The organism is Streptomyces sp. NPDC029296 (assembly GCF_055569255.1).
This window is the reverse complement of record NZ_JBVHXT010000014.1, coordinates 67,076-88,701: the sequence shown is the minus strand read 5'-3', so window position 1 is coordinate 88,701 and position 21,626 is coordinate 67,076. Positions and strand designations below refer to the sequence as shown.

Sequence of the window (21,626 nt, the reverse complement as noted above, 5' to 3'; positions counted from 1 at the left end):
GAGTGCGCCCCGGGGGCCCTGGGCAAGGCCGCCACACGGCCGTCCGGGTGAGGGATGCACCCGGACGCAGTAACCATGCCGCGTGTCACGGCGGCCGGACGGGGTCCCGGTGGTGCCGGTCGCGGGGTGCGCTCGGGAAGGGTGTCGCGGTGGCCGGGCCGGGGCCCGGTGGCGTGGCCTTCGCCGTGTGCTCACGCCGTGTCGGGCGACGGCGGGGCGCGGGGACCGGTGGCGCGGCGCGCGCCGCGCTCACGCCGCGCGGACCCGGCGGGCGGGGGGCGAGGGCACCGGGGTCTCCCGTGCGGCCTCGCCGGCGAGGGCCGCGAAGAGCCGTACGGTGCCGCTCGCGTCGCCGGCCCGCCACATCACGCCGTAGCGCAGCGGCTCCTCGCCGACGACCGGCACGTACGAGACGCCGGGCCGGCCGTGGTAGAGGGCGGTGTGGGCCGCCGTGAGCAGGGCGCCCCGGCCGCCGGCCACGAGGGTCAGCGCCTCCGCGAAGGTGGTGACGGACGGCCCCCGCCCGATCGGCCGGCCACCGGGCGTGCGGTCCGGTGTCCGGTGCCGCCGCCAGTGCTCGGGGACGTCGTCCCCCTCGGCGGCCAGCAGGGCGACCCCGGCCAGGTCCTCCGGTGTCACCGTGTCCCGCCCGGCCAGCGGATGCCCCGCCGCGACGGCGAGCACCCGGCCCTCGGTGAGCAGGGCGGGGCCCTGGCGCAGATCGGCGTCCCGCGCGGGGAAGTCGGTCAGCTGGACGTCGAAGTCGCCCCGGCGCAGCAGGCCGTAGGGATCGCCGAACGGCACCTCGCACACCTCGACCGTCACCCCGGGGCGGGCGGCGCGCAGCCGCTCGGCCGTCTTCAGCGCGATCTCCCCGGCCAGCGGGGTGGAGAAGCCGACGTGCAGGACCCCGGCCGACGCGCGCGCCGCGGCCACGGCGTGCGCCAGGGCGTCCTGCATGCCGCGGTAGTGGGGTTCCAGCTCCGCGCGCAGCCCGCTGCCCAGGTCGGTCAGGGCCACCCGCCGGCTCGTACGGGTGAACAGAGGTGCCCCCACGCGCCGTTCGAGCCGCTGGACGAGCTGGCTCACCCGGGCCCGGGACAGCCGCAGCCGGTCGGCGGTGCGGCCGAAGTGCAGCTCCTCGGCGAGGACGAGGAAGCAGGCGAGTTCGTTGTGGTCCACGTACCTCTCCCGGGGCCGCGGACGGGGGTCCCGGCATCGATCGGTAAGCCTGGCTGAACGAACGTCGCGCACTTCGCCGTTGTTCCCGGACGGCCCCCGGCGAAGGCTGGACCCATCCCCTAACCCCCTTTGCTCCGGGAGGAGTTCATCGTGGTCACCACCCCGCGCGCCATGACCGGACCGGGCGCACGCCGCCGGGGCGTGCTGCTCGTGCTGTGCGGCGCGATCTTCCTCGAAGGCATCGACGTGGCCATGCTCAACGTGGCCCTGCCGTCGATCCGTTCCGACCTCGGGATGTCCACGGGCGAGCTGCAGTGGGTCATGAGCGCCTACGTCCTCGGGTACGGCGGCTTCATGCTGCTCGGCGGCCGGGCGGCCGACCTGTTCGGGCGCCGGCGGATGTTCGTGCTGTGGCTCGCCGTGTTCCTGCTGTTCTCCGGGCTCGGCGGACTGGCCACGGAGGGCTGGACGCTGGTCCTCGCCCGGTTCGTCACCGGCGTCGCCGCCGCCTTCATGACCCCGGCGGGGCTGTCCGTCATCACGACGGGCTTCCCCGAGGGCCCCGAGCGCGACCGGGCCCTGCTCGTCTACTCGGGCACCGCCGCCGGCGGCTTCACCGTCGGGCTGGTCGCCGGCGGGCTGCTGGCCGCCGTCCACTGGCGGTGGGTGTTCTTCGCGCCCGTCCTGCTCGCGGCCCTCATCCTGGCCGCGGCCGTCGTCTGCGTGCCCCGGGACGCGCGCCCCGGCGGACCCGGCCGGCGCGTGGACCTCGCCGGCGCGCTCACCGTGACCGCCGCCCTGGTGCTGATCGTGCTGGGCGTGGAGCGCGCCGCCCACGCCGGGGCCGCCGTCACCGCGGGCACGCTGCTGGCCGGGCTGGCGTTCCTCGCGGCCTTCGTCCTGATCGAACGGCGGGTCGCCGAACCCCTCGTCCGCCTGGGCATCCTGCGCGACGGCACGCTGGTGCGGGCCAACCTCGCGGCGCTGCTGTTCTCCGGCGGGTTCTTCGGCTTCCAGTTCCTCGTCGTGCTCTACCTCCAGGAACTGCGCGGCTGGTCCACGCTCCAGACCAGCCTGGCGATGCTGGTCGCCGGCATCGACGCGGTGCTCTCGCCGACCCTCACCCCGCGCCTGACCGCCCGCTTCGGCAACGCCCGGGTGATCACCGGCGGCCTGCTCCTCGCGGCCCTGGCCTACGGGCTGTTCCTGCCGGTGCGGGCCGACTGGACCTACGCGGCGATGTTCCCGAGCCTGCTCCTCGTCGGCCTGGCCTTCTCCCTGGCGTACGGGCCGCTGACGATCACGGCCACGGACGGCGTCGCGGAGCAGGAGCAGGGCCTCGCGGGCGGCCTGCTCTACACCGCCTTCCAGTTCGGCGCCGCGCTCGGTCTCTCCGCCGTCACCGCGGTCGCCACCCACGCCGACGCCGCGGCCGGGCGGCTGGACGGCTACCGGGCGGGCCTGCTGGTGCCGTTCGCGGCGGCCCTCCTCGCCGCCGCGGTCAGCGTCCTCGGCGGGCGCTCCCACCGGGCCGCGTCCCCCGCGTCCGCCGGGGAGCCGCCGGCGCGGCCGGAGCCGTCCCGGGTGTGACGCACGCGGCCCGCCCCGGCCGCCGTCCCGGGGCCGGGTCCCGGAACGTCCGCCGCGACGGCTCTTGACCTGGAGCGCGCTCCAGATCGAAGAATCGGCGGCATGAACACGACCGATCCCCAGATCGTCCTCGGCACGATGGACTTCGGCACCCGCGTGGATGCCGACCGGGCCTTCGCGATCCTCGACGCCTTCGTCGCCGGCGGCGGTGTCTGGCTCGACACCGCGAACTGCTACTCCTTCTGGGCCGACCCCAGCGGCGTCGGCGGGGCCAGTGAGCGCGTCATCGGCGCGTGGCTGCGGGCCCGCCCGGGCGCGCGCGACGCGGTGCGGATCGCGACGAAGGTCCGGCAGAACCCGCTCGTGGCGCACTCCTGGCCGGAAAGCGCCGAAGGGCTGTCCGCGCGCGCCGTCCACGCCGGCGTGGCCCAGAGCCTGGAACGTCTGGGCGTCGATCACGTCGACCTGCTCTGGGCCCACGCCGAGGACCGCGCGGTGCCGCTGGAGGAGACGGTCGGCGCCTTCGGGGAACTGGCCGCGAAGGGAGTGGTCCTGCGGACCGGGGCGGCGAACCACGCCGCCTGGCGCGTCGAGCGGGCCCGGACGCTGGCGCGGGAGCGGGGCGTGGAACCGTGGACGGCCCTGCAACTGCGCCACTCGCTCCTGCGGCCGCGCCCCTTCACCGCGCTCGCCGAGGCCGGTCACCGCATGCTCGCCGACGAGGACTTGGACCTCGCGCGGTCGGAGGGGCTCGCCGTGTGGTCGTACAGCTCGCTGATCTGGGGCTCCTACGAGCGCGCGGACAAGCCGCTCCCGCCGACCTATGATCACCCCGGGACCGCCCGGGTGCTCGCGGTCCTGGACGACATCGCCGCCGAGCTGTCGGCCACGAGGAACCAGGTCGTCCTCGCCTGGCTGATGCGGCAGGGCATCGACCCCATCGTCGGCGCGAGCCGGGTGGAGCACGTCGAGCAGGCACTCGCCGCACGCCGGGTGCGGCTCGGCGACGCGCACCTGGCGCGCTTCGCCGAAGCGCGGTAGCGGCCCTCACCGAAGGAGCACCATGACCACCCTGACCCCGGCGGCGGCCGCCGACCGCACCGGCGTCTCCCTCGACACCCTGCGCTACTACGAACGCGAGGGGCTCATCGGCCCGATCCGGCGCTCCGCCGGCGGGCGCAGGGAGTACACCGAGGACGACCTCTTCTGGATCGGCCTGGTCACCTGCTTCCGCGAGGCCGGCCTCGGCATCGCGGACCTGCGGGGGTTCATCGCCATCCTGCGCGCCGAACACGCCCCCCAGGAGCGCGTCGCCTTCCTCCGCGAACGCCGGGAGGCCCTGGAGCAGCGGGTGGCGGCGCTGCGCCGGGCCATGCGGGTGCTCGACGAGAAGATCGCCTACTACAGCTGAGCGCCGGAGGACGGGAGGCCGGTCCTTTCCGGCTTTTCGCCCATGGTGGTGGTCGATACACTGCGCGCGTGGGACTCGACCAAGCCTCGCTGACGGCACTGGCGGCCCTCGGTGACGCCACCCGGCGCCGGATGTTCGACTTCATACGGCGTGCGCGACGGCCGGTGACGCGCGAGGAGACGGCCGAGACTCTGGGGATCTCCCGCAAGCTCGCGGCCTTCCACCTCGACAAGCTGGTGGACGCGGGCCTGCTCCGGGCCCGCTACGAAGCGCCCGCCGGCATCCGCAAGGTCGGCCGCCGCCCCAAGGTGTACGAGCCGGTGGACGAGGCGATCGCGGTGAGCGTCCCCGAGCGCCGCTACGAGATGCTGGCCGACGTCCTCACCGAAGCGGTGCTGACCGAGGCCGCGGGGGAGTCGGCGCGCGAGGCGGCGCTGCGCGTGGCGCACGAGCGCGGGCGGTCGCTGGGCGAGGCCGACCGCGAGCGGGTCCGGCCCGGCCGGCTCGGCGCCGAGCGGGGGCTCGGCCTGGCCGCCGAGGCGCTGGAGGGCTTCGGCTACGAGCCCGAGCGTGCGGCGCCCGCCCTGCTGCGGCTGCGCAACTGCCCCTTCCACCCGCTGGCCGCCAGGGCGCCGGGCCTCATCTGTGCCGTCAACCAGTCCTTCCTCGCCGGTTACCTGCGGGGCCTGGGCAGCGACCGGACCACGGCGGTGCTGGCCCCGCGCCCCGGCGCGTGCTGCGTCGAACTGCGCGGCGACCGTCCGCCGGGCGACTCCCCGCGGACGGACGCCGCCTGCGAGCGCTGAACCGGCCACCCGCCCCCGTATCGCTCCGCTGTACGAGCCTCACCCCGAGGGGTGAGGTGTCTCTTGACCCGTGCCTCGAATAACGCCAACAATCGTTGGTGAAATAGCCGGACGGGCAGCTCACGGGCGAGGTGCCGTATGACGACGCACAGCGACAACCACCTTCTGCGCCAGGCGAAACAGCCGGTCAGCGGCGCGTTGGCGGGGCCTTACGGACATCCGTTCCATCCGATACTGGTCACGGTCCCGATCGGGGCCTGGGTGGCGAGCCTGGTCTTCGACATCGCGTCGCGGATCGTGCACCGGCCCGCCTTCCTCGCCCACGGTTCGGCCTGGCTGATCGCGATCGGCGTGCTGGGCGCGCTGGCGGCGGCCTGCGCCGGGTTCCTCGACCTGTTCGCGGTGCCCACCGGCACGCCGGCCTTCCGCACGGGTCTGCTGCACATGGGGCTGAACCTGGCCGTGACCGCCGCGTACGCGGCCGGCTTCGCCTGGCGGCGGAGCGCCGGCTACCCGGAGGGACACGGCGTGGGATACGGGCCGTTGGCGCTGTCCGCCGTCGCGCTCGCCGTCCTCGGTGTGTCCGGCCATCTCGGCGGCAAGCTCGCCTACCGCTACGGCGTGCGGGTCGCGGAGGAGTCCGCGCAGGCGGACGGCTACCGCGTCCGGCGCCCCACCTGACCGTCGCCCTTCCGGGACGGGCGGGTCTCCCGGGGCCGGGCGGTCCGCCCGGCCCTCCCCCCACCATCACTGGAGCACGTCATGGACATCGCCGCTCTCGTCGCCTGGGTGGTCACCGCCCTCGGCGGATTCGTCCTCCTGGCCCGCTGGATCTCCCGCGGCGGCCTGCGGCAGCAGCAGACCAGGCGGACCCGCTTCCCGGCGGCCCTGGTCTTCGGCCACTTCCTGCTCGCGGCGGCCGGACTGGTCGTCTGGATCGCGTATCTGGTCGCCGACCGAAGGGCCCTGGCCTGGGCGTCCTTCGGTGTCCTCGTCGCCGTGGCACTGCTGGGCTTCGCCCTGTTCGCCCGGTGGATCCCCGCGGTCCGGGCGCCCGCCGCCGACCCGGCGGGGGACGGGACGGCACCCGCGGAACGGCAGCTGCCCGTGCCCGTGGTGGTGGCCCACGGGCTGCTGGGCGCCGCGACGCTGGTGCTCGTGCTGCTGGCGGCCCTGGCGGCGGGCGGCCGATAGGGGGCGGTGCTCCTCAGCGCTCCCACGTGGCGCCGGCGAGCGCCAGCATGTGCGGGGCGCTCAGGGCGTTCCCCGGGTCGGCGGCGGTGGTCAGCAGCCAGCGCGCCGCGTCGGCCACCTCGCCGGGCGGGACGACCAGCAGCTCGCGGTGCTCCCCGGTGCCGTAGCCCAGGCAGATGGTGTGGGCCTCGGTGTCGACGGCCGACAGGGACACCAGGATGACCCGGCCGGGCGCCGGCACCCGGTGCGGGGCGTCCGGCCAGGCCGCGGTGTCCACGGTGACGTGGGTGACCGCGCCGAGGCCGGCGGCCAGCGCGCCGACCAGGGCCGGCAGTTCCAGTTCCAGCGCGTCGCAGCGGGGCCACCACGCCCCGGCCAGCGGACCGTGGCCGCCGTCCGGGGTCAGGGTGAGCCGGGGAAGGGGCATCCGGTAGGTGTGCGCTCCGGCCGGAGAGACGTGCCCGGCAGGGCTTCCGTTCCTGTCCATGCGTACGATCCCGTCCCGGACGGACTTCCGCCGCCCGTTTCTGTCGTGGCGCCGGTGCCGCTCTAGGCCAGCGGGTTGTCCGCCCAGGGAAGCGACGAGGCCGCGCGGTGCTCCGCGGGCGGCGTGGCCGCCACCTCGTGGCAGGTGAAGCCGAGCCGGGTCAGCGCACGGCTCACCTCGGCCGCGGTGAAGTCGCGGCGGTCCTGCCCGGTGATGATCTGCCCGATCTGCTTGACCGGGTAGACCCGGCCCTCGACGGTCGCGCAGAGGCCGACGGCGGGCTCCGGCGGAACGCCCTCCATCGACCGCTCGACCTCGGACTTGGTCAGGTCGAAGGGGAAACGGGCGATGACACAGCGCATGGTGCCTCCAGCTGAGCGGTCGGGATGCGGATGGGGACGCCGAGGGCGCGGGGCCGCTCGACGACCGGGGGGAGGGATACGGTCATCGGCTCCCCTCCGGAGCGGGACGCCCGGACGGGGCGCGCCGGGGACCGCGGGGCCGCCGGGACCGTCCGCCCCGGCCGCGTCCGGGGGCGCCGGCGGACTGGGGACGTTCGGCGGCCGGGGCGGTGAGGGTGACGGGGACGCCGGAGGGGGTCCGGGCGCCGGTGATCCGGGTCAGCTCGGGCTCGCCCGGGCGGACGCGGGTGGTGCGGGCGGTGATGTCGGCCGCGCTCATGAGACGGTCCACCGCCCGCCGCTGGTGCGGCAGCACCAGGGTGACGACGGTGCCGGACTTGCCGGCCCGGGCGGTACGGCCGCCCCGGTGCAGGTAGTCCTTGTGGTCGGCGGGCGGGTCGACGTTCACCACGAGGTCGATGTCGTCGATGTGCAGGCCGCGGGCGGCGACGTTGGTGGCCACCAGGACCGTGACCTCGCCGTCCTTGAACCGGGCGAGGGTGCGGGTGCGCTGCGGCTGGGACTTGCCGCCGTGCAGCGCCGAGGCCCGGACGCCGACCGACAGCAGGTGCTTGGCCAGCCGTTCCGCCGCGTGCTTGGTGTCCAGGAACATGATCACGCGGCCGTCGCGGGCGGCGATCTCGGTCGCGGTGGTGTGCTTGTCGTCGTCGTGGACGTGCAGCAGGTGGTGCTCCATCGTGGTGACCGCGCCCGCCGACGGGTCGACCGAGTGCACGACCGGGTCGTGCAGGTAGCGACGCACCAGGAGGTCGATGTTGCGGTCCAGGGTGGCCGAGAACAGCATCCGCTGACCGTCCGGGCGGACCTGGTCGAGCAGGGCGGTGACCTGGGGCATGAAGCCCATGTCGGTCATCTGGTCGGCCTCGTCCAGGACGGTGACGGCCACGCGGTCCAGCCGGCAGCCGCCGCGGTCGATGAGGTCCTTGAGCCGGCCGGGGGTCGCGACGACGACCTCGGCTCCGGCGCGCAGCGCGGACGTCTGGCGGCCGATGGACATGCCGCCGACGACGGTGACCAGACGCAGGCGCAGCGCCCGCGCGTAAGGGGTGAGGGCGTCGGTGACCTGCTGGGCCAGTTCCCGGGTGGGGACGAGGACCAGGGCCAGCGGCTGCCGGGGCTCGGCCCGCTGCCCGGCCAGCCGGGCCAGCAGGGGGAGGCCGAAGGCGAGCGTCTTGCCCGATCCGGTGCGGCCGCGGCCGAGGACGTCCCGGCCGGCCAGCGTGTTCGGCAGCGTCGCCGCCTGGATGGGGAAGGGCGCCGTCACGCCTTCGGTGCGCAGCGCGGTGTGCAGCGGCTCGGGCAGGTCCAGTTCGGCGAACGTCTCGGCCGGCGGCAGCGCCTCGGTGAGGGTGACCGGGAGGGCGAACTCGCCGCGCGGCGCGCGTCGGGCGCCGGGGCTCTTGCCCTGCGGGCCCTTGCCGCGCGTGTTGGTCCGCGACGAACGGAAAGAGGCGGAGTCGTTGCCGCCGCGGCGGCCGGTGCCACCGGTGCCGGCGGCGCCCCGGGTACGACGGGTGGGGTTCATGATGAGGAACCTCCTCGATGTGCGCGGCACGTGTCGAGGAATTCCTTTCGGCGGTGCGCAGCCGCGGCAGAATTCACAAGAATGAGCCGAAGGGAAAGCCGAAAGGCGCCAGGGGGCCCGGACGGCGGGTAAACGGGGCCGGGGTTACCCGGAAGAGGGCAAACGGACCGGGGCCCGCGCCCCATGAGCGCGGGCCCCGGCCTCGTAGAACGCGTCAGCGTCAGGCGGGAACGATGTTCTCGGCCTGCGGGCCCTTCTGGCCCTGCGTGACGTCGAAGGTAACCTTCTGGCCTTCCTGAAGCTCGCGGAAGCCGGAGGTGGCGATGTTCGAGTAGTGCGCGAACACGTCGGCGCCGCCGCCGTCCTGCTCGATGAAGCCGAAGCCCTTTTCCGCGTTGAACCACTTCACGGTGCCAGATGCCATATTGATTCTCCCTAGGGGCAGTGCCGTGATCCGCACTGTGCGGATCACGAGTCGCCGCGATGATCGCCCCACAGGGGTCCCGGAAAAATCCGGCAATCAAAACTGCAACTGTTATCACGGTAACACGGACCGCCCCGGCACACCCAGGTTTTCTTTCGCGCCGTGTCGTCGGGGGCGGATTCTGGGGTGCCCTCAGCGCAAAACCTTTCGGCGTCCAGCGGGCAATTCTCCAGTCGCGAGAACAGATATGGTGCCGCCGCCCGGCCCCGGCGCGGGCGGCGACGCGCAACCGGTGGCGGGAGGACCGGCGGTGGCCGCCCTCCGAGCGCGGGGGCGTGATCACGGCCCCGCCTCGCCGACGGGCCGGAGGAGGGCGGGCGTGGTGCCGAGGAGGCCGGCGGGCGTGGCGCTTCGGGGACACGGCTCCGTGTGGTGCCCCGTGCCCCGGTGTCCCCACCCTGGCGTCGGCGCGTGCGCCTATGTGGGGCCGCCGCGACAGGATTGCCGCCGGCGGGCCCGGTCGCACGGCGGTGCGGGGGTGCCCGGGCGCGGGCGGCCGGGTGAGGGGCCTCACGTCCCCCCGGGGGGGCGGCGGGCCGTCCGGCGCGTCGGCGCACCCCGGTGCGCGGAGGGCGCACCGGGGGCATGAGGGGCCGAAGGAGTGGCGCTTTTCGGCCCCGTGATGGCTGTTTCCGGACGGAGAAAGCGCTAACTCTTGGCAAATGCACCCAATATCGACTGACAATGTGTCAGGATATGGGGTTGAAGTTACTGGCTGGTACGGCTGAGCACGCCACTCACGTTCAGGACCTCGTGGCACCCCTGCGCCTGACGTCCGGACGCCGGTGTACCGGGCTTCTCGCACGTCACTTCGACGCTCACGGTGTCGTTCTCGGGGATCTTGATGGGGGTCACCCAGTGGTAGTCCTGGTTGCGGAAGGTCTCCAGCGCGATGGTGGTGATCTTGCGGTCCCCGAAGCTGATCGTCATCAGCCCTTCGTCGCCCTGGAAGTTGGCGACGACGATGTCCGTGACCCCGAAGACGCTGTCCTTGGGCACCTGGTAGACGCCGGGCTTGGTCTCCCCGCGGGTCGACTGCACGTCGATGGTCTGCGAGGTCTGCCGGCCGCCGCCCACCACGGTGCCGCCGTCGCCCGATGTGCCGTCCTCACCGGACGTGCCGTCACCACCCGTGCCCGGAACGCTCGACCGCCCACCGCCGGGCACGGTGCCCTTGCCCGTACCGGTACCCGTACCCGTACTCGTGCCGGGACCGGTGCCCGGGGTCTGCCCGGCGGCGTCCTCCTCCCCGGCGGGCGTGGGCCGCGGCTGGACCGCCTCGGTGGCCGCTTCCTTGGCGGCGCTGCGCACCGCCGGACGGACCAGCATGAACCAGGCCAGCAGCAGCGCGAGCAGCGCCGCGAGCAGGGCGAGCAGCCACTTCGGGAAGATCGGGATCTGGACGAACTCCGCGTCCAGCGGCGCCCGCACGGCGAATTCGTCCCGCAGGGGCTCGTCCTGCTCGCCGGTCTCGGCGGCGTCCACGGTGAACGGCCACACCACCGGGGCGCCGAACCACACCGGTTTGCCCGTGCGCACCCGCAGGCCGATCTCCGCCGACTCGCCGGGCTCCAGCGGCTGCTGCGCCGGGGCGAAGGCGAACGCCAGCTCCTCGCCCGCCTGTCCGGCGGTGAAGCCCACCCGCACCGGGGTGTTGCCCTGGTTGCGCACCGCCAGCCGGTAGCGGCCGCGCAGCCAGCCGCGCCGCCGGCGCGGGGCCAGCTCGCTGTGCAGCTCGTGGAACGCCCCGATGTGCACGATGGTCTCGAGGACCCGCACCGACTCCGGGTGCTCGGCCGGCAGCACCCGCACGCCGAGGGGCACCTCGCCCGCCCGCACCTCGGGGGACCGCGGCGGCTCCAGCCGTACCGTCACCGTCTCGGACGTGCCCGGATACAGGGAGACCCGGGCGGGCTCCACGGTGGTCCAGGCGGCGCAGTCCCCCACGATCTCCAGGCTGTACGCCTCGACGATGTCGCTGTCGTTGCGCACGGTCACGGTGGTCGTGGCGATGTCCCCCGGCGCCACGGTCACTTCCGGGATGTCGAGGCCGGGAGCGCCGGGGCTGGAAGAGGCTGCAGAAGGCGTCACGCCAGCACGCTAGACCGGGCCCGGGAGCGCGGCGAGAAGCGCGAGGGCAACGCCCGGGCAGTCCCGGTGCCCCTCAGGTCACCCTTCAACTCCCCGAGGGAGACGAACGGTTGAGGCCGCCGTCGCCCCGGGTGCGCCGCCCGACGGCGCTCGTCCCCGTCCCCGTATACCCCGACCAGCACTCTTGAGACAGGTAAACCGCTATGTCCAGCACTGAGACAGCCGGGCCGGCCATGCCCACCACCCCGTCCGGTGGGCCGGCCCCGGCCTGGACCACGCACCGGACCTCCCGTACCGACCGGCCCGAACGGGTGACCGTCGCCGTCTACGCCGCCGACCCCGTGCTGCGCCTGGGCGTCGTGCAGCAGCTGCGGCAGCGCCCCGAGATCGAACTGGCCGCCGAAGCCGACGCCGAGCGGGCCCAGGTGTCGCTGGTGGTGGTGGACCACGTCGACGACGACGTGGCCGCCCTGCTGCACCGCCTGCGGCACAACACCGCCACCCGGACCGGCCTGGTGGTCGCCACCCTCGGCTCCGGCTCGCTGCAACGCGTCATCGAGTGCGGGGTGGCGGCGGTGCTGCGGCGCGCCGAGGCCGACCAGGACCAGCTGCTGCGGCTCGTCCTCGCGATAGCCAACGGCGAGGGCGTCCTTCCCGGCGACCTGCTCGGCAAGCTCCTCAGCCACGTCGGCGGCCTGCAGCGCTCGGCGCTCGACCCGCGGGGGCTGTCCCTGTCCACGCTGACCACCCGCGAGGCGGACATGCTGCGGATGGTGTCGGAGGGGCTGGACACCGCCGAGATCGCGCGCAAGACGTCGTACTCCGAACGGACCGTCAAGAACATCCTCCACGAGGTCATCACCCGGCTCCAGCTGCGCAACCGGGCCCACGCCGTGGGCTACGCGCTGCGCAACGGCCTGATCTGACGGACCGTCCCGTTCCCGGCCGCGGCCCGGCCGGGAACGCGCGCTGCCCCAAAGCACACCGAGCGTTTCCCCCGGGTATGGCCCCGCCGCCCTCCCGTGCCGGGCGCGGCCCGGACAGGGTGGCGGGGGCGCACCCGGATTGCCGCAGGGGTACACCCGGACTGCCGCACCAGACTGCGAGGGGGACCTTGATGGGAACCGCTGGCCCCGGCGGGCGGTACCGCCTGGGGCGGCTCGGCGCGTCGGCACTGCTGCTGGTCCCGCTGCTCGGGGCGACCGCGGCCTCCGGTGTGGACGGCACCGCCGACGCCTCGCCGCGGGTGGCCACCACCGCCCCGGAGACCCGGATCGCCTTCGCCGGCACCCGGCACCGCAGTCTCGGCGTACCCACTTCCGACAGGACCAGCGTCCCGTTGTTCGACGAGGGCCCGGTCTACAACGACATCCCGGTCCACAACGACATCCAGCCGTCCGCCCTGGGCGACCAGCTGGTCTTCGCCAGCCGCCGCGACGAGAAGGACCCGCAGATCTATCTGCGGACCGCCGGCGGTTCCGTGCGCCGTCTCACCTTCGGCATGGACGCGGCCCACCCCCGGCTGACGCCGGACGGCGCCTCCGTGGTCTTCGACGCGGCCGGGCCCGGCGGCCCGGACGGCAAGGACCAGCGCGATCTGTGGCGGGTGGGCACCGACGGCTCCGGGCCGAGCCAGCTCACCAAGACCTCCGCCGACGAGACCTACCCGACGGTCTCCCCGGACGGGACGCGCCTCGCGTACTCCAGCGACGAGGACTCGGCGGACGGCGCGCAGATCTACGTACGACCCCTGGTCAAGGGCATGCCCACCCGGGACACCCCCACCCGGGTCACCGATCCCGCGAACGGCACGGCCACCGAACCGGTGTGGAACCCGGTCGACGACAAGGACCACCGGGACCTCATCGCGTACACCGCCACCAGGAAGGACCGCCCCCAGCTGCGGGTGACGGACGGCACCAACGGGAGCACCGACGGGCCGCTGCTCGGCGGCGACCGGGAGCAGTGGCGCGCCCACGCGCCGGCCTGGATGCCGGGCGGGAACGAGGTGCTGTTCCTGAGCCCCGAGATCACCTGCCAGTGCGAGGGCAAGTACGACCACGTGTTCCGCGCGCAGACGCACACCACCGGTACGCCCGGACTGGTGCTGGACGAGGACCGGGAGGTCGGCTCGCCCACCTGGCTCGGTCCGCTCGACGGCGGCCGGGCGGTGGTGGAGCACATCACGGCCGACGGTCCGCACACGGTGACGCTCCAGGACATCCGGGCGGACGGGGCCGACCCCCGCGACCTGAACCTGACGATCCTGAACGAGGACCCGGAGGCGGACACCAACATCGACCCCGCGAAGGACCCGCTCTTCCAGCCCCGGTCCGACTACGACCCGTGGACCGAGCGGCAGAGCTACACGCCGGACGGCCGCCGGATCGTCGTGACCCGCTTCGTCGGCGAGCGGGGCAGCCGGGTCGAGCAGATCTGGCTGGCGGACGCCGACGGCACGCACCCGGAGGAACTGCGGCTCGCCGGACGCGGACCGCGCGACCGGGACACCGACCCGGCGTTCTCCCCGGACGGCAAGTACCTCGCCTTCACCCGCATCTCGCCGGGCACCGACGGGGCCGCCGGAACCAGCCAGGTGCTCATCGCGGACGTCGCCTCCGGCGCGATCACCGGCAGGATCGTCCCGCCCGACGGGGAACTCCAGGGCCAGGACGCCCAGCCCACCTGGTCCCCCGACGGCACGATGCTGGCCTTCACCCGCAACGAGCTGGTCTACGGCGCCGGCGGCAACAAGCACATCTGGACCGTGCCCGTGAAGACCCCGGCCCGGCAGGTCGACCTGAGCGACAGGATCTGCCCGGACGGCTGCGCGGTCATCGACGACAGCCCCGCGTTCTCCCCCGACGGACGCAGCATCGCCTTCAACCGCAAGAACGACGCCACCCGCATCGACGAGCACAACGGCATCATCGTGACCTCCGTGTCCGGTGACGCCTGCCGGGTGCTCCTCCCCGGCTCCGCCCGCGACGAGGCCGACGCCTGCCACCGCGAGCTGCCGGACAACCCCGGGCCGTTCCAGCCCCGGGACGCCGCCTGGACGCCCGACGGCACGTCCCTGGTGCTCAGCTCCCGCCCCGGCCAGCGGGTCAACAGCCCGGAGAAGCTCAAGGTGCTGAACGTCGTGACCGGCGAGCTGACCAAGCTCACCAACGACCTGCCCGGCCGGCACAAGGAGCCCAGCGTCCAGCAGTCCGTCGACCTCGCCGTCCGGGCGCCCGGCTCCGTCCCGGACGTGACCATCGGCGACTCCACCACGGTCCGCGTCGACGTCGTGAACAACGGCCCCGCCGCGTCCCCCGGCACCCGGCTGACCATCGCGCCGCCGGCCGGTGTCGTCGTCACCCGGATCACCCGGCCCGGCGGCACCTGCGACGCCACCTCCCTCCAGTGCGACCTGGGCGTGGTGCCGCCCGGTACGACGGTCCCGGTGGACGTCACCCTCACCGGGCTCACCCCGGGTGACGCGCCGGTCGGCTGGTCGGTCACCGGGACGGTCCTGGACCCGCGGCCCAGCGACAACGCCGGGCGGACCGTGGTGCCGGTGCGCACGGCCCCGCCGCCGACCCCGACACCCACCCCCACGCCGACCCCGACACCCACTCCGACCCCGGCTCCGCCCACGACTCCGCCCCCGGTTCCGACGCCGCCGCCCACCGTGCCGCCGGTGCCGCCGCAGCCGCCGGCGCCGAAGGCCGGGCCCGGCGTGCGCGTCACGGCCCAGCCGAACCCCGGCTACGTCGGCGGGCGGGTCGTGGTGACGTACACCGTCCGCAACGGCCGCGACGCGCTGGCCACCGGGCTGCGGCTGCGCATCGGGCTGCCCGCCGGCATCCCCGACAGCGGACCGCCGCCGGGCTGCGACGCCTCCTGGGTGTGCGCGCTGCCGGACCTGGGACCGGGCGCGAGCACCGTCGTACGCGTCGTCCTCAGCCCGAAGAAGGCGATGACCGGCCAGGTCACCGGCGTGCTCACCACCACCGGCACGGACGCCGACCGCGGTGACAACACCGCGCGGCAGCGGCTGCGCATCCTCCAGCCGCGCATCGTCGCCGTACCCGGCATCGGCAAGCCCGGCTTCGTCACCTCCGTGCGCGGCAAGGACTTCCCGCCCGGGGCGCCGGTGCGGTTCACCTGGAAGCCGGGGATCACCGCGGCGGCGGCACCGACCGTGCCCAAGCCGGACGGCACCTTCATCGGCCAGCTGCTCATCCTCGCCAAGGACCAGACCGGGCCGCGCGAGATCTTCGCCAAGGGTCCCGGTTTCTCCCCGGTGAAGACCGACTTCCTGGTGGTCAGCGGCAGCATCCAGCCGCCCGACGAGGTGACGCGCCGGTGATCCACGAGGTCGACGAGGGGCTGCGCCGGCTGCTCGGCGAGTGCGGCCTGGAGGCGTCGGGCGTCGAGGTCGTCTTCGACGCCCCCACCCGGGACTGGGCCGCGCGCCGCAGCGCGCCCACGGTCTGCGTCTTCCTGTACGACATCCGCGAGGACGCCGCCCGGCGCGGCAGCGGCGCCGGGGAGGTGTACGACGCGGACGGACAGCTCGTGGCGCGGCGCACCCCGCCCCGCTGGTTCGATCTGACGTACCTGGTCACGGCGTGGGCGAGCCGCCCCCAGGACGAGCACCGGCTGCTGTCGCAGGTGCTAGCCTGCCTGGTTTCCGCCGACACCCTGCCCGCGCGGCTGCTCACCGGCACGCTCGCCGAACTCGGCCTGACCGTGGGCCTGGACGTCGCCGGGACCGCCGCCGACGTGCCGGCCGCCGCCGACGTGTGGTCGGCGCTCGGCGGGGAGCTGAAGGCGTCGCTGGGGGTACGGGTACGCGCCCCGCTCGCCGGCGCGGTCACGGCGGTCGCGCCGCCGGTCACCGAGGGGCTCGTCGTACGCTCCGCCGCCCGGAGCGCGGACGGGGAGGCCGATCCGGGACGCCGGCTGCGCTACAAGGAGACCACCGACCCGGGCCGGCAGGGCTTCGCCGGCCCCCGCGAACGGGGCCCGGCCCCCGCCCGCCGCCGCCACCGTGGAGACCGCCAGCCGTGACCCGCACGACCGAACCCCCCGCGACCGACCGCACCACCCCCGAGCCCCCCGGGGACCCGGGCGACGGAACCGCCCCCGAGCCGGCCGCCACGGCCGGAGCGGCCGGGCCGAGCGCGCCCGGCACCGCGCCGGACGCCGGAGCCTCCGCCGAGCCGGCAGCCGGGGTCTTCGCGGCGGGGCCGGGCGGCGAAGGCGTCGCCGGGGACGGCGCAGACCCTCTCTGGGACCGGCTGCGGGCCGTCGAGGAGCGGGTGCGGTGGGCGGTGGGGGTGCGGCGGGCCGGGGATCCCGATCCCGACGACCCGTACCGGGGGCAGTACCTGACCCCCGAGGCGGCGGCGCGCATCCTGGACGAGCCGGGCGGGCTCGGCGTACCCGCGCCCGGGCCCTGGCAGCCGCCGGCCGGTTCCGTGCTCGGCGCCCTCGCCGCCCGGTTCGGGCTGACGCCGCTGGACCTGGACCTGCTCCTGGTCGCGGTGGCGCCCGACCTGGACGCGCGGTTCGAGCGGCTCTACGGCTACCTCAACGACGACCTGACACGCCGCCGGCCCACCGTCGGCCTCGCCCTGGAGCTGTGCGGGCTCGCCGGCGCGGCACCCCGCAGGTTCCGGCTCGCCCCCGGCGCCCCGCTGGTCGCGGGCGGTCTGGTGGAGGTCACCGAGCCGGACCGGCCGCCGCTGTCCCGCGTCCTCGTGGTCCCCGACCGGATCACCGCCCACCTCCTCGGCAACACCCGGCCCGACGCCCGGCTCGCCGGCGTGCTCGACGAGGCCCGCGAGGACCCGACCGCCGAGCCCGCCGAGGTGCGCCGCACGGCGGCCGCGGCCCGCACCGGCACCGGCCTGGTCCATCTGCGCGGCCGGGGCGGCGACGCCGGGGGACTGGCCGTCGCGGCACTGCGCGCGGCCGGGGCACACCCGCTCGTCCTGGACGCGGCGGCCCTCGCCCGGCGCCCCGGCGACATCCCCGAGCTGGCCCGGGTCGCCGCCCTCGAAGCCCGCCTGACCGGCGCCGGGGTCGTCCTCGGCCCCCTGGAGTCCCTGCCCGACGAGCCCGCCGAACGCGCCCGCGCGCTGCGGGCGTCGTGCACGGCGCTGCGGGGCATCCCGCTGCTGACGCACGGCGCCGTCGGCTGGGACCCGGGCTGGGCCGCCGACACCCCCGTCGTCCTGACCGTGCCGGCGCCCTCGCCCGAGCGGCAGGCCGTCCGCTGGCGGCACGCCCTGGAGCGGGCCGCCGGCGACGGCTCCGTCCCCGGCGACACCGAGGCGCTCGCCCGGGCGGTGGCCGCGCACCGCCTGGACTCCGGGCAGGTGCGCCGCGCCGCCGACGTGGCCGTGCGCACGGCCCGCCTGGCCGGCCGCCCGGTCCGCCCCGACGACCTGCGCACCGCCGTACGCGCCCAGAACGGCGCGGGCCTGGACCGGCTGGCCCGCCGGGTGGAGCCCTCGGTCGGCTGGGACGACCTGGTGCTGCCGCCGCTCACCCACCGGCGGCTGCGCGAACTCGCGCTGCGCGCCCGCCACCGCGAGCAGGTGCTCGGGCAGTGGGGGATGCGGCCCGGCGGCGGACGCGGGCGCGGGGTGATCGCGCTGTTCGCGGGCGAGTCGGGCACCGGCAAGACCATGTCCGCCGAGGTCGTCGCGTCGGACCTGGGCATGGACCTGTACGTGGTGGACCTGTCCACGGTCGTCGACAAGTACGTCGGCGAGACCGAGAAGAACCTGGAGCGGATCTTCACCGAGGCGTCGGCGGTCAACGCCGTGCTGCTCTTCGACGAGGCCGACGCGATCTTCGGCAAGCGTTCGGAGGTGAAGGACGCGCACGACCGGCACGCCAACATCGAGTCGGCGTACCTGCTCCAGCGCATGGAGTCCTTCGACGGGATCGCAGTGCTGACCACCAACCTGCGGGCCAATCTGGACGAGGCGTTCACCCGCCGGCTGGACGTGATCGCCGACTTCCCGGTGCCCGACGCCACCCAGCGCCTCGCCCTGTGGGAACGCTGCCTGGGCGACCGGCTGCCCCGGGCCGGGGACCTGGACCTCGGCTTCTGCGCCGACCGCTTCGAACTGGCCGGCGGCTCGATCCGGGCCTGCGCGGTGACCGCCGCCTACCTCGCGGCGGAGTCCGGGGAGCCGCTCACCATGGGCCAGGTGGTGACGGCGATCGCCCAGGAGTACCGCAAGCTGGGCCGGCTGGTCCTGGAGACGGAGTTCGGTCCGTACCTGGCGTCGGCCGTGGGCGCCTGAGGGACCGCACCGGGACCGCACCGGGATCGTCAGGGCCCCGCGGCACGCCGGGAACCCGCCGCCCGCCGCCGCGCTTGCCGACGGCGTCACGGGGAAGCAGGTGCCCTGCGTGGTGCCGACGCGGACCCGGGACTCGTCGCCGGGCGCGGGGTCCGCGTCCGTCTCCGCCGCCTGATCACGGGCGTTCCCCCGCCGGCCTCCGGGGGCCCGTGCGGGCGTCCAGGGCCGTAGGGGCAGCGCGGGGGCAAGTCAGGGTGGCGGCGGGGCCCTCGGGGCGGGCTGGGAGAGGCAGTGTTCCTGCCCCCGGTCGGGTCCGCACGTCCCTGTGCCCGCGGCACGTACGCCCCGCAGACTCGGCCTGGACACAGGTGAACCACCCCGCAAGGACCCGAAGGAGCGAGCATGCCGACGTACCTCACCCCGGGCGTGTACGTGGAGGAGGTGCAGTCCGGTGCCCGCCCGATCGAAGGGGTCGGCACCGCCGTCGCCGCGTTCGTCGGGTTCGCCGAGACCGGCCCGTTCCACACTCCGACGCTGGTCACCAGCTGGGACCAGTACACCCAGCTGTTCGGCGGCTTCACCGAGGGCGCCTACCTGCCCCACTCGGTCTACGGCTACTTCGCCAACGGCGGCGGCGCCGCGTACGTGGTGCGCGTCGGCGGCTCCGCCGAGGACGCCTCCGCCCCGGCGGCCGGCACCGGCGGCCGGCGCGAGACCCGGGCGGCCCAGCCCGTCGAGCTCGGCGGCTTCCTGGTCGCGGCCCGGCCGGGCGCCTCCGGGGTGTCGGTGGAGATCGCCGACGCCGACGGCGAGAACCCGCCCGAGGACCGCTTCAAGGTGCTGGTGCGCCAGGGCGACCAGGTGGCGGAGACGTACGAGGCCTCCACCCGGAAGAACGTCAAGGGCTACCTGGTCACCCAGGCCCGCGGCTCCCGGCTGATCGAGGTCGCCGAGCAGCAGGGCGCCGCCCAGACCCGGCCCGCCAACCAGACCGTGCCGCTCGCCGAGGCCCCGGCCGCCGCCCCCGCCCCGTCGGGCTCCGGCGCGGTGGCCCGCCTCGACCCGGCGGAGTACGTCGGCGACCCGGCGGCCCGCACCGGATTCGGCGGCCTGGAGACCATCGACGAGATCACCATGGTCGCGGTGCCGGACCTGATGAGCGCCTACCAGCGCGGCGACATCGACGCCGAGGGCGTGCGCACCGTCCAGCTCGCCGTCATCTCGCACTGCGAGCAGATGGGCGACCGGGTCGCGGTGCTGGACACCCCGCCCGGGCTCAACGCCCAGCAGGTGCGCACCTGGCGCAACGACGAGGCGGGCTACGACTCCCGGTACGCCGCCCTCTACTACCCGTGGGTGCGCGTCTTCGACCCGGCCGCCGGACGCAACACCACCGTCCCGCCGAGCGGGCACATCGCCGGTGTGTGGGCGCGCAGCGACCACGAGCGCGGCGTGCACAAGGCCCCCGCCAACGAGGTGATCCGCGGCGCGGTCGACCTGGAGCTGCGGCTCAGCAAGGGCGAGCAGGACCTGCTCAACCCGATCGGCGTCAACTGCGTACGCGCCTTCCCGGGCCGGGGCATCCGGGTGTGGGGCGCCCGCACCCTCTCCTCCGACCCGGCCTGGCGCTACCTGAACGTGCGCCGGCTGTTCAACTACCTGGAGGAGTCGATCCTCCTGGGCACCCAGTGGGTGGTCTTCGAGCCGAACGACGACCGGCTCTGGTCGAGCATCCGGCGCAACGTCACCGCCTTCCTCACCGAGGAGTGGCGCCGGGGCGCGCTGTTCGGCCGCACCGCCGAAGAGGCGTTCTACGTCAAGTGCGACCGGGACAACAACCCGCAGGAGTCCATCGACCAGGGCCGGGTCGTCTGCGAGATCGGCGTCTCGCCGGTCAAGCCCGCCGAGTTCGTGGTGTTCCGGCTGGCCCAGTTCTCCGACAGCACCAGCCTCATCGACGAGTGAGATCGAGCCAGAACAACGACCCGCGGGTCGGCAACGGAAGGTGACAGACAGTCATGGCAACGGGCGATGCTCTTTCCACCCACGTCTTCGGCGTGCAGCTCGGCGGCTACCTGGTCGAGTCCATCCAGGAGATCAGCGGCCTGACCGTCGAGGAGGACGTCGTCGAGGTCAAGCAGGTCACCGCGGAGGGCAAGCAGATCATCCGCAAGCAGCCCGGTGGCCGGCAGGCCGGTGAGATCACGATCACCCGGGGACTCGACCAGAGCAGCGAGTTCACCAACTGGATCAAGGAGACGCTGAACAACGGCGCCGTGAACGCCGCCCGGCAGAACCTCACGATCGAGATCAAGGACACCGAGGGCAACACGGTCCGCCGCATCCAGCTGATGCAGGGCTGGGCCTCCAAGTGGGAGGGGCCGTCCCTGAAGGCGGGCGATTCGGCCGCGGCCACCGAGTCCGTCACCATCGTGTTCGAGGAGATCATCGTCGAATGAGGCGCCGTACCGTGACGGCGGGCAACCTGGAGGAGATCCTCCAGGCGACGGCGCCCGCCCCGGCGACCGAGCAGGCGGCGGCACCCCCCGCCGCCGCCCCGGCCCCCCCGCCGCCCCGCGAGGAGCGGCACGGGCTGCGCACCGAGTTCGAGTTCGTGCTGCCGCGCGGCTACGTCGACGAGGCGGGCACGGTGCACCGCGAGGGCGCGATGCGCCTGGCCACGGCCCGGGACGAGCTGCGGCCGCAGATCGACCTGCGGGTCAAGGAGAACCCGGCGTACCTGAGCGTGGTGCTGCTGAGCCAGGTGATCACCCGGATCGGCTCCATCACCGATGTGCACGCCGGGATCGTCGAGCGGATGTACGCCACCGACGTCGCCTTCCTCCAGGACTTCTACCGCCGCGTCAACAGCGAGGGCCACACCCGGGCGGCGGTGACCTGCCCGCACTGCGAGGGCGGCTTCGAGGTCGACCTCTCGGGTGGGCGCCTGGGGGAATCGTGACGTACGCCCTTCCCCGGCTCCGGGAGGAGATCGCGTACATCGCCTATCACTTCCACTGGGCGCGCGAGGAGATCCTCGACCTGACCCATGACGAACGACGGCAGTGGGTGGCCGAGATCGCCCGTATCAACACCCGCGTGAACGAAGGCGGTTGAGCAC

General features: G+C 74.6%; 20 protein-coding genes. 14 read left to right on the top strand and 6 right to left on the bottom strand.

Features of this window, described 5'->3' with window-relative positions:
• Positions 1–249: 249 nt before the first annotated feature.
• Positions 250–1,182: a LysR family transcriptional regulator gene (locus ACZ4W9_RS14755; protein WP_467935636.1), complete on the bottom strand. Its 933-nt coding sequence runs from the start codon at positions 1,180–1,182 to the stop codon at positions 250–252.
• A 171-nt stretch (positions 1,183–1,353) separates the two neighbouring features.
• Here ACZ4W9_RS14755 and ACZ4W9_RS14750 point away from each other — a divergent pair, with 171 nt between their 5' ends.
• The 6 genes from ACZ4W9_RS14750 (at position 1,354) to ACZ4W9_RS14725 (ending at position 6,183) form a co-directional block, all read left to right on the top strand.
• Entirely contained in the window at positions 1,354–2,772 is a 1,419-nt protein-coding gene (locus tag ACZ4W9_RS14750; protein ID WP_467935721.1) for an MFS transporter, read from the top strand.
• A 102-nt stretch (positions 2,773–2,874) separates the two neighbouring features.
• Positions 2,875–3,813, top strand: a complete 939-nt coding sequence (locus ACZ4W9_RS14745; RefSeq protein WP_467935635.1) for an aldo/keto reductase — start codon at positions 2,875–2,877, stop codon at positions 3,811–3,813.
• Between the two features lie 22 nt (positions 3,814–3,835).
• Positions 3,836–4,183, top strand: coding sequence for a MerR family transcriptional regulator (locus ACZ4W9_RS14740; RefSeq protein ID WP_467935634.1), 348 nt, complete (start codon positions 3,836–3,838; stop codon positions 4,181–4,183).
• Between the two features lie 68 nt (positions 4,184–4,251).
• Positions 4,252–4,989 carry a helix-turn-helix transcriptional regulator gene (locus tag ACZ4W9_RS14735; protein ID WP_467935633.1) on the top strand — a complete coding sequence of 246 codons (738 nt, stop codon included), beginning with the start codon at positions 4,252–4,254 and terminating at the stop codon, positions 4,987–4,989.
• A gap of 138 nt (positions 4,990–5,127) precedes the next feature.
• Positions 5,128–5,670, top strand: coding sequence for a DUF2231 domain-containing protein (locus tag ACZ4W9_RS14730; protein WP_467935632.1), 543 nt, complete (start codon positions 5,128–5,130; stop codon positions 5,668–5,670).
• Between the two features lie 81 nt (positions 5,671–5,751).
• On the top strand, positions 5,752–6,183 hold the full coding sequence (locus ACZ4W9_RS14725; protein ID WP_467935631.1) for a hypothetical protein: 432 nt from the start codon (positions 5,752–5,754) through the stop codon (positions 6,181–6,183).
• Between the two features lie 13 nt (positions 6,184–6,196).
• On the opposite strand, the gene ACZ4W9_RS14720 is transcribed toward ACZ4W9_RS14725, so the two are convergent.
• The 5 genes from ACZ4W9_RS14720 to ACZ4W9_RS14700 form a co-directional block, all read right to left on the bottom strand.
• Positions 6,197–6,670 carry a DUF5994 family protein gene (locus ACZ4W9_RS14720; RefSeq protein ID WP_467935630.1) on the bottom strand — a complete coding sequence of 158 codons (474 nt, stop codon included), beginning with the start codon at positions 6,668–6,670 and terminating at the stop codon, positions 6,197–6,199.
• A gap of 62 nt (positions 6,671–6,732) precedes the next feature.
• Positions 6,733–7,032, bottom strand: a complete 300-nt coding sequence (locus ACZ4W9_RS14715; RefSeq protein WP_467935629.1) for an SCO5918 family protein — start codon at positions 7,030–7,032, stop codon at positions 6,733–6,735.
• An 82-nt stretch (positions 7,033–7,114) separates the two neighbouring features.
• Entirely contained in the window at positions 7,115–8,617 is a 1,503-nt protein-coding gene (locus tag ACZ4W9_RS14710) for a DEAD/DEAH box helicase (RefSeq protein ID WP_467935627.1), read from the bottom strand.
• Between the two features lie 220 nt (positions 8,618–8,837).
• Complete coding sequence (locus ACZ4W9_RS14705; protein WP_007383480.1) at positions 8,838–9,041, bottom strand: cold-shock protein; 204 nt, start codon at positions 9,039–9,041, stop codon at positions 8,838–8,840.
• Positions 9,042–9,809: 768 nt separating this feature from the next.
• Entirely contained in the window at positions 9,810–11,192 is a 1,383-nt protein-coding gene (locus ACZ4W9_RS14700; protein ID WP_467935626.1) for a COG1470 family protein, read from the bottom strand.
• 203 nt (positions 11,193–11,395) lie between these two features.
• Between ACZ4W9_RS14700 and ACZ4W9_RS14695 the strand changes: the two genes are divergently transcribed.
• The 8 genes from ACZ4W9_RS14695 to ACZ4W9_RS14660 all read left to right on the top strand — a co-directional run bounded on the left by ACZ4W9_RS14695 (position 11,396) and on the right by ACZ4W9_RS14660 (position 21,622).
• Positions 11,396–12,118 (top strand): helix-turn-helix transcriptional regulator, encoded by a 723-nt coding sequence (locus tag ACZ4W9_RS14695; protein ID WP_467935625.1) that lies wholly within the window; start codon positions 11,396–11,398, stop codon positions 12,116–12,118.
• 191 nt (positions 12,119–12,309) lie between these two features.
• Positions 12,310–15,549, top strand: a complete 3,240-nt coding sequence (locus tag ACZ4W9_RS14690; RefSeq protein WP_467935623.1) for a hypothetical protein — start codon at positions 12,310–12,312, stop codon at positions 15,547–15,549.
• Positions 15,546–16,253 carry a Pvc16 family protein gene (locus ACZ4W9_RS14685; protein WP_467935622.1) on the top strand — a complete coding sequence of 236 codons (708 nt, stop codon included), beginning with the start codon at positions 15,546–15,548 and terminating at the stop codon, positions 16,251–16,253. The genes ACZ4W9_RS14690 and ACZ4W9_RS14685 overlap by 4 nt, the downstream gene beginning before the upstream one ends.
• Positions 16,254–16,483: 230 nt before the next feature.
• On the top strand, positions 16,484–18,505 hold the full coding sequence (locus ACZ4W9_RS14680; protein ID WP_467935720.1) for an ATP-binding protein: 2,022 nt from the start codon (positions 16,484–16,486) through the stop codon (positions 18,503–18,505).
• Positions 18,506–18,907: 402 nt separating this feature from the next.
• Positions 18,908–20,470, top strand: a complete 1,563-nt coding sequence (locus ACZ4W9_RS14675) for a phage tail sheath family protein (protein WP_467935621.1) — start codon at positions 18,908–18,910, stop codon at positions 20,468–20,470.
• A 53-nt stretch (positions 20,471–20,523) separates the two neighbouring features.
• Positions 20,524–20,964, top strand: coding sequence for a phage tail protein (locus ACZ4W9_RS14670; protein ID WP_318202314.1), 441 nt, complete (start codon positions 20,524–20,526; stop codon positions 20,962–20,964).
• Positions 20,961–21,467 (top strand): hypothetical protein, encoded by a 507-nt coding sequence (locus ACZ4W9_RS14665; protein WP_467935619.1) that lies wholly within the window; start codon positions 20,961–20,963, stop codon positions 21,465–21,467. Before ACZ4W9_RS14670 ends, ACZ4W9_RS14665 begins: the two co-directional genes overlap by 4 nt.
• Positions 21,464–21,622 carry a DUF6760 family protein gene (locus tag ACZ4W9_RS14660; protein ID WP_318202312.1) on the top strand — a complete coding sequence of 53 codons (159 nt, stop codon included), beginning with the start codon at positions 21,464–21,466 and terminating at the stop codon, positions 21,620–21,622. Before ACZ4W9_RS14665 ends, ACZ4W9_RS14660 begins: the two co-directional genes overlap by 4 nt.
• Positions 21,623–21,626: the final 4 nt, after the last annotated feature.

Excerpts from the sequence above, each read along its gene's own strand:
- ACZ4W9_RS14750 (WP_467935721.1), top strand. The coding sequence starts at position 1,354 with ATGACCGGACCGGGCGCACGCCGCCGGGGCGTGCTGCTCGTGCTGTGC.
- ACZ4W9_RS14745 (WP_467935635.1), top strand. The coding sequence starts at position 2,875 with ATGAACACGACCGATCCCCAGATCGTCCTCGGCACGATGGACTTCGGC.
- ACZ4W9_RS14740 (WP_467935634.1), top strand. The coding sequence starts at position 3,836 with ATGACCACCCTGACCCCGGCGGCGGCCGCCGACCGCACCGGCGTCTCC.
- ACZ4W9_RS14730 (WP_467935632.1), top strand. The coding sequence starts at position 5,128 with ATGACGACGCACAGCGACAACCACCTTCTGCGCCAGGCGAAACAGCCG.
- ACZ4W9_RS14725 (WP_467935631.1), top strand. The coding sequence starts at position 5,752 with ATGGACATCGCCGCTCTCGTCGCCTGGGTGGTCACCGCCCTCGGCGGA.
- ACZ4W9_RS14720 (WP_467935630.1), bottom strand. The coding sequence starts at position 6,670 with ATGGACAGGAACGGAAGCCCTGCCGGGCACGTCTCTCCGGCCGGAGCG.
- ACZ4W9_RS14715 (WP_467935629.1), bottom strand. The coding sequence starts at position 7,032 with ATGCGCTGTGTCATCGCCCGTTTCCCCTTCGACCTGACCAAGTCCGAG.
- ACZ4W9_RS14710 (WP_467935627.1), bottom strand. The coding sequence starts at position 8,617 with ATGAACCCCACCCGTCGTACCCGGGGCGCCGCCGGCACCGGTGGCACC.
- ACZ4W9_RS14705 (WP_007383480.1), bottom strand. The coding sequence starts at position 9,041 with ATGGCATCTGGCACCGTGAAGTGGTTCAACGCGGAAAAGGGCTTCGGC.
- ACZ4W9_RS14695 (WP_467935625.1), top strand. The coding sequence starts at position 11,396 with ATGTCCAGCACTGAGACAGCCGGGCCGGCCATGCCCACCACCCCGTCC.
- ACZ4W9_RS14690 (WP_467935623.1), top strand. The coding sequence starts at position 12,310 with ATGGGAACCGCTGGCCCCGGCGGGCGGTACCGCCTGGGGCGGCTCGGC.
- ACZ4W9_RS14675 (WP_467935621.1), top strand. The coding sequence starts at position 18,908 with ATGCCGACGTACCTCACCCCGGGCGTGTACGTGGAGGAGGTGCAGTCC.
- ACZ4W9_RS14670 (WP_318202314.1), top strand. The coding sequence starts at position 20,524 with ATGGCAACGGGCGATGCTCTTTCCACCCACGTCTTCGGCGTGCAGCTC.
- ACZ4W9_RS14665 (WP_467935619.1), top strand. The coding sequence starts at position 20,961 with ATGAGGCGCCGTACCGTGACGGCGGGCAACCTGGAGGAGATCCTCCAG.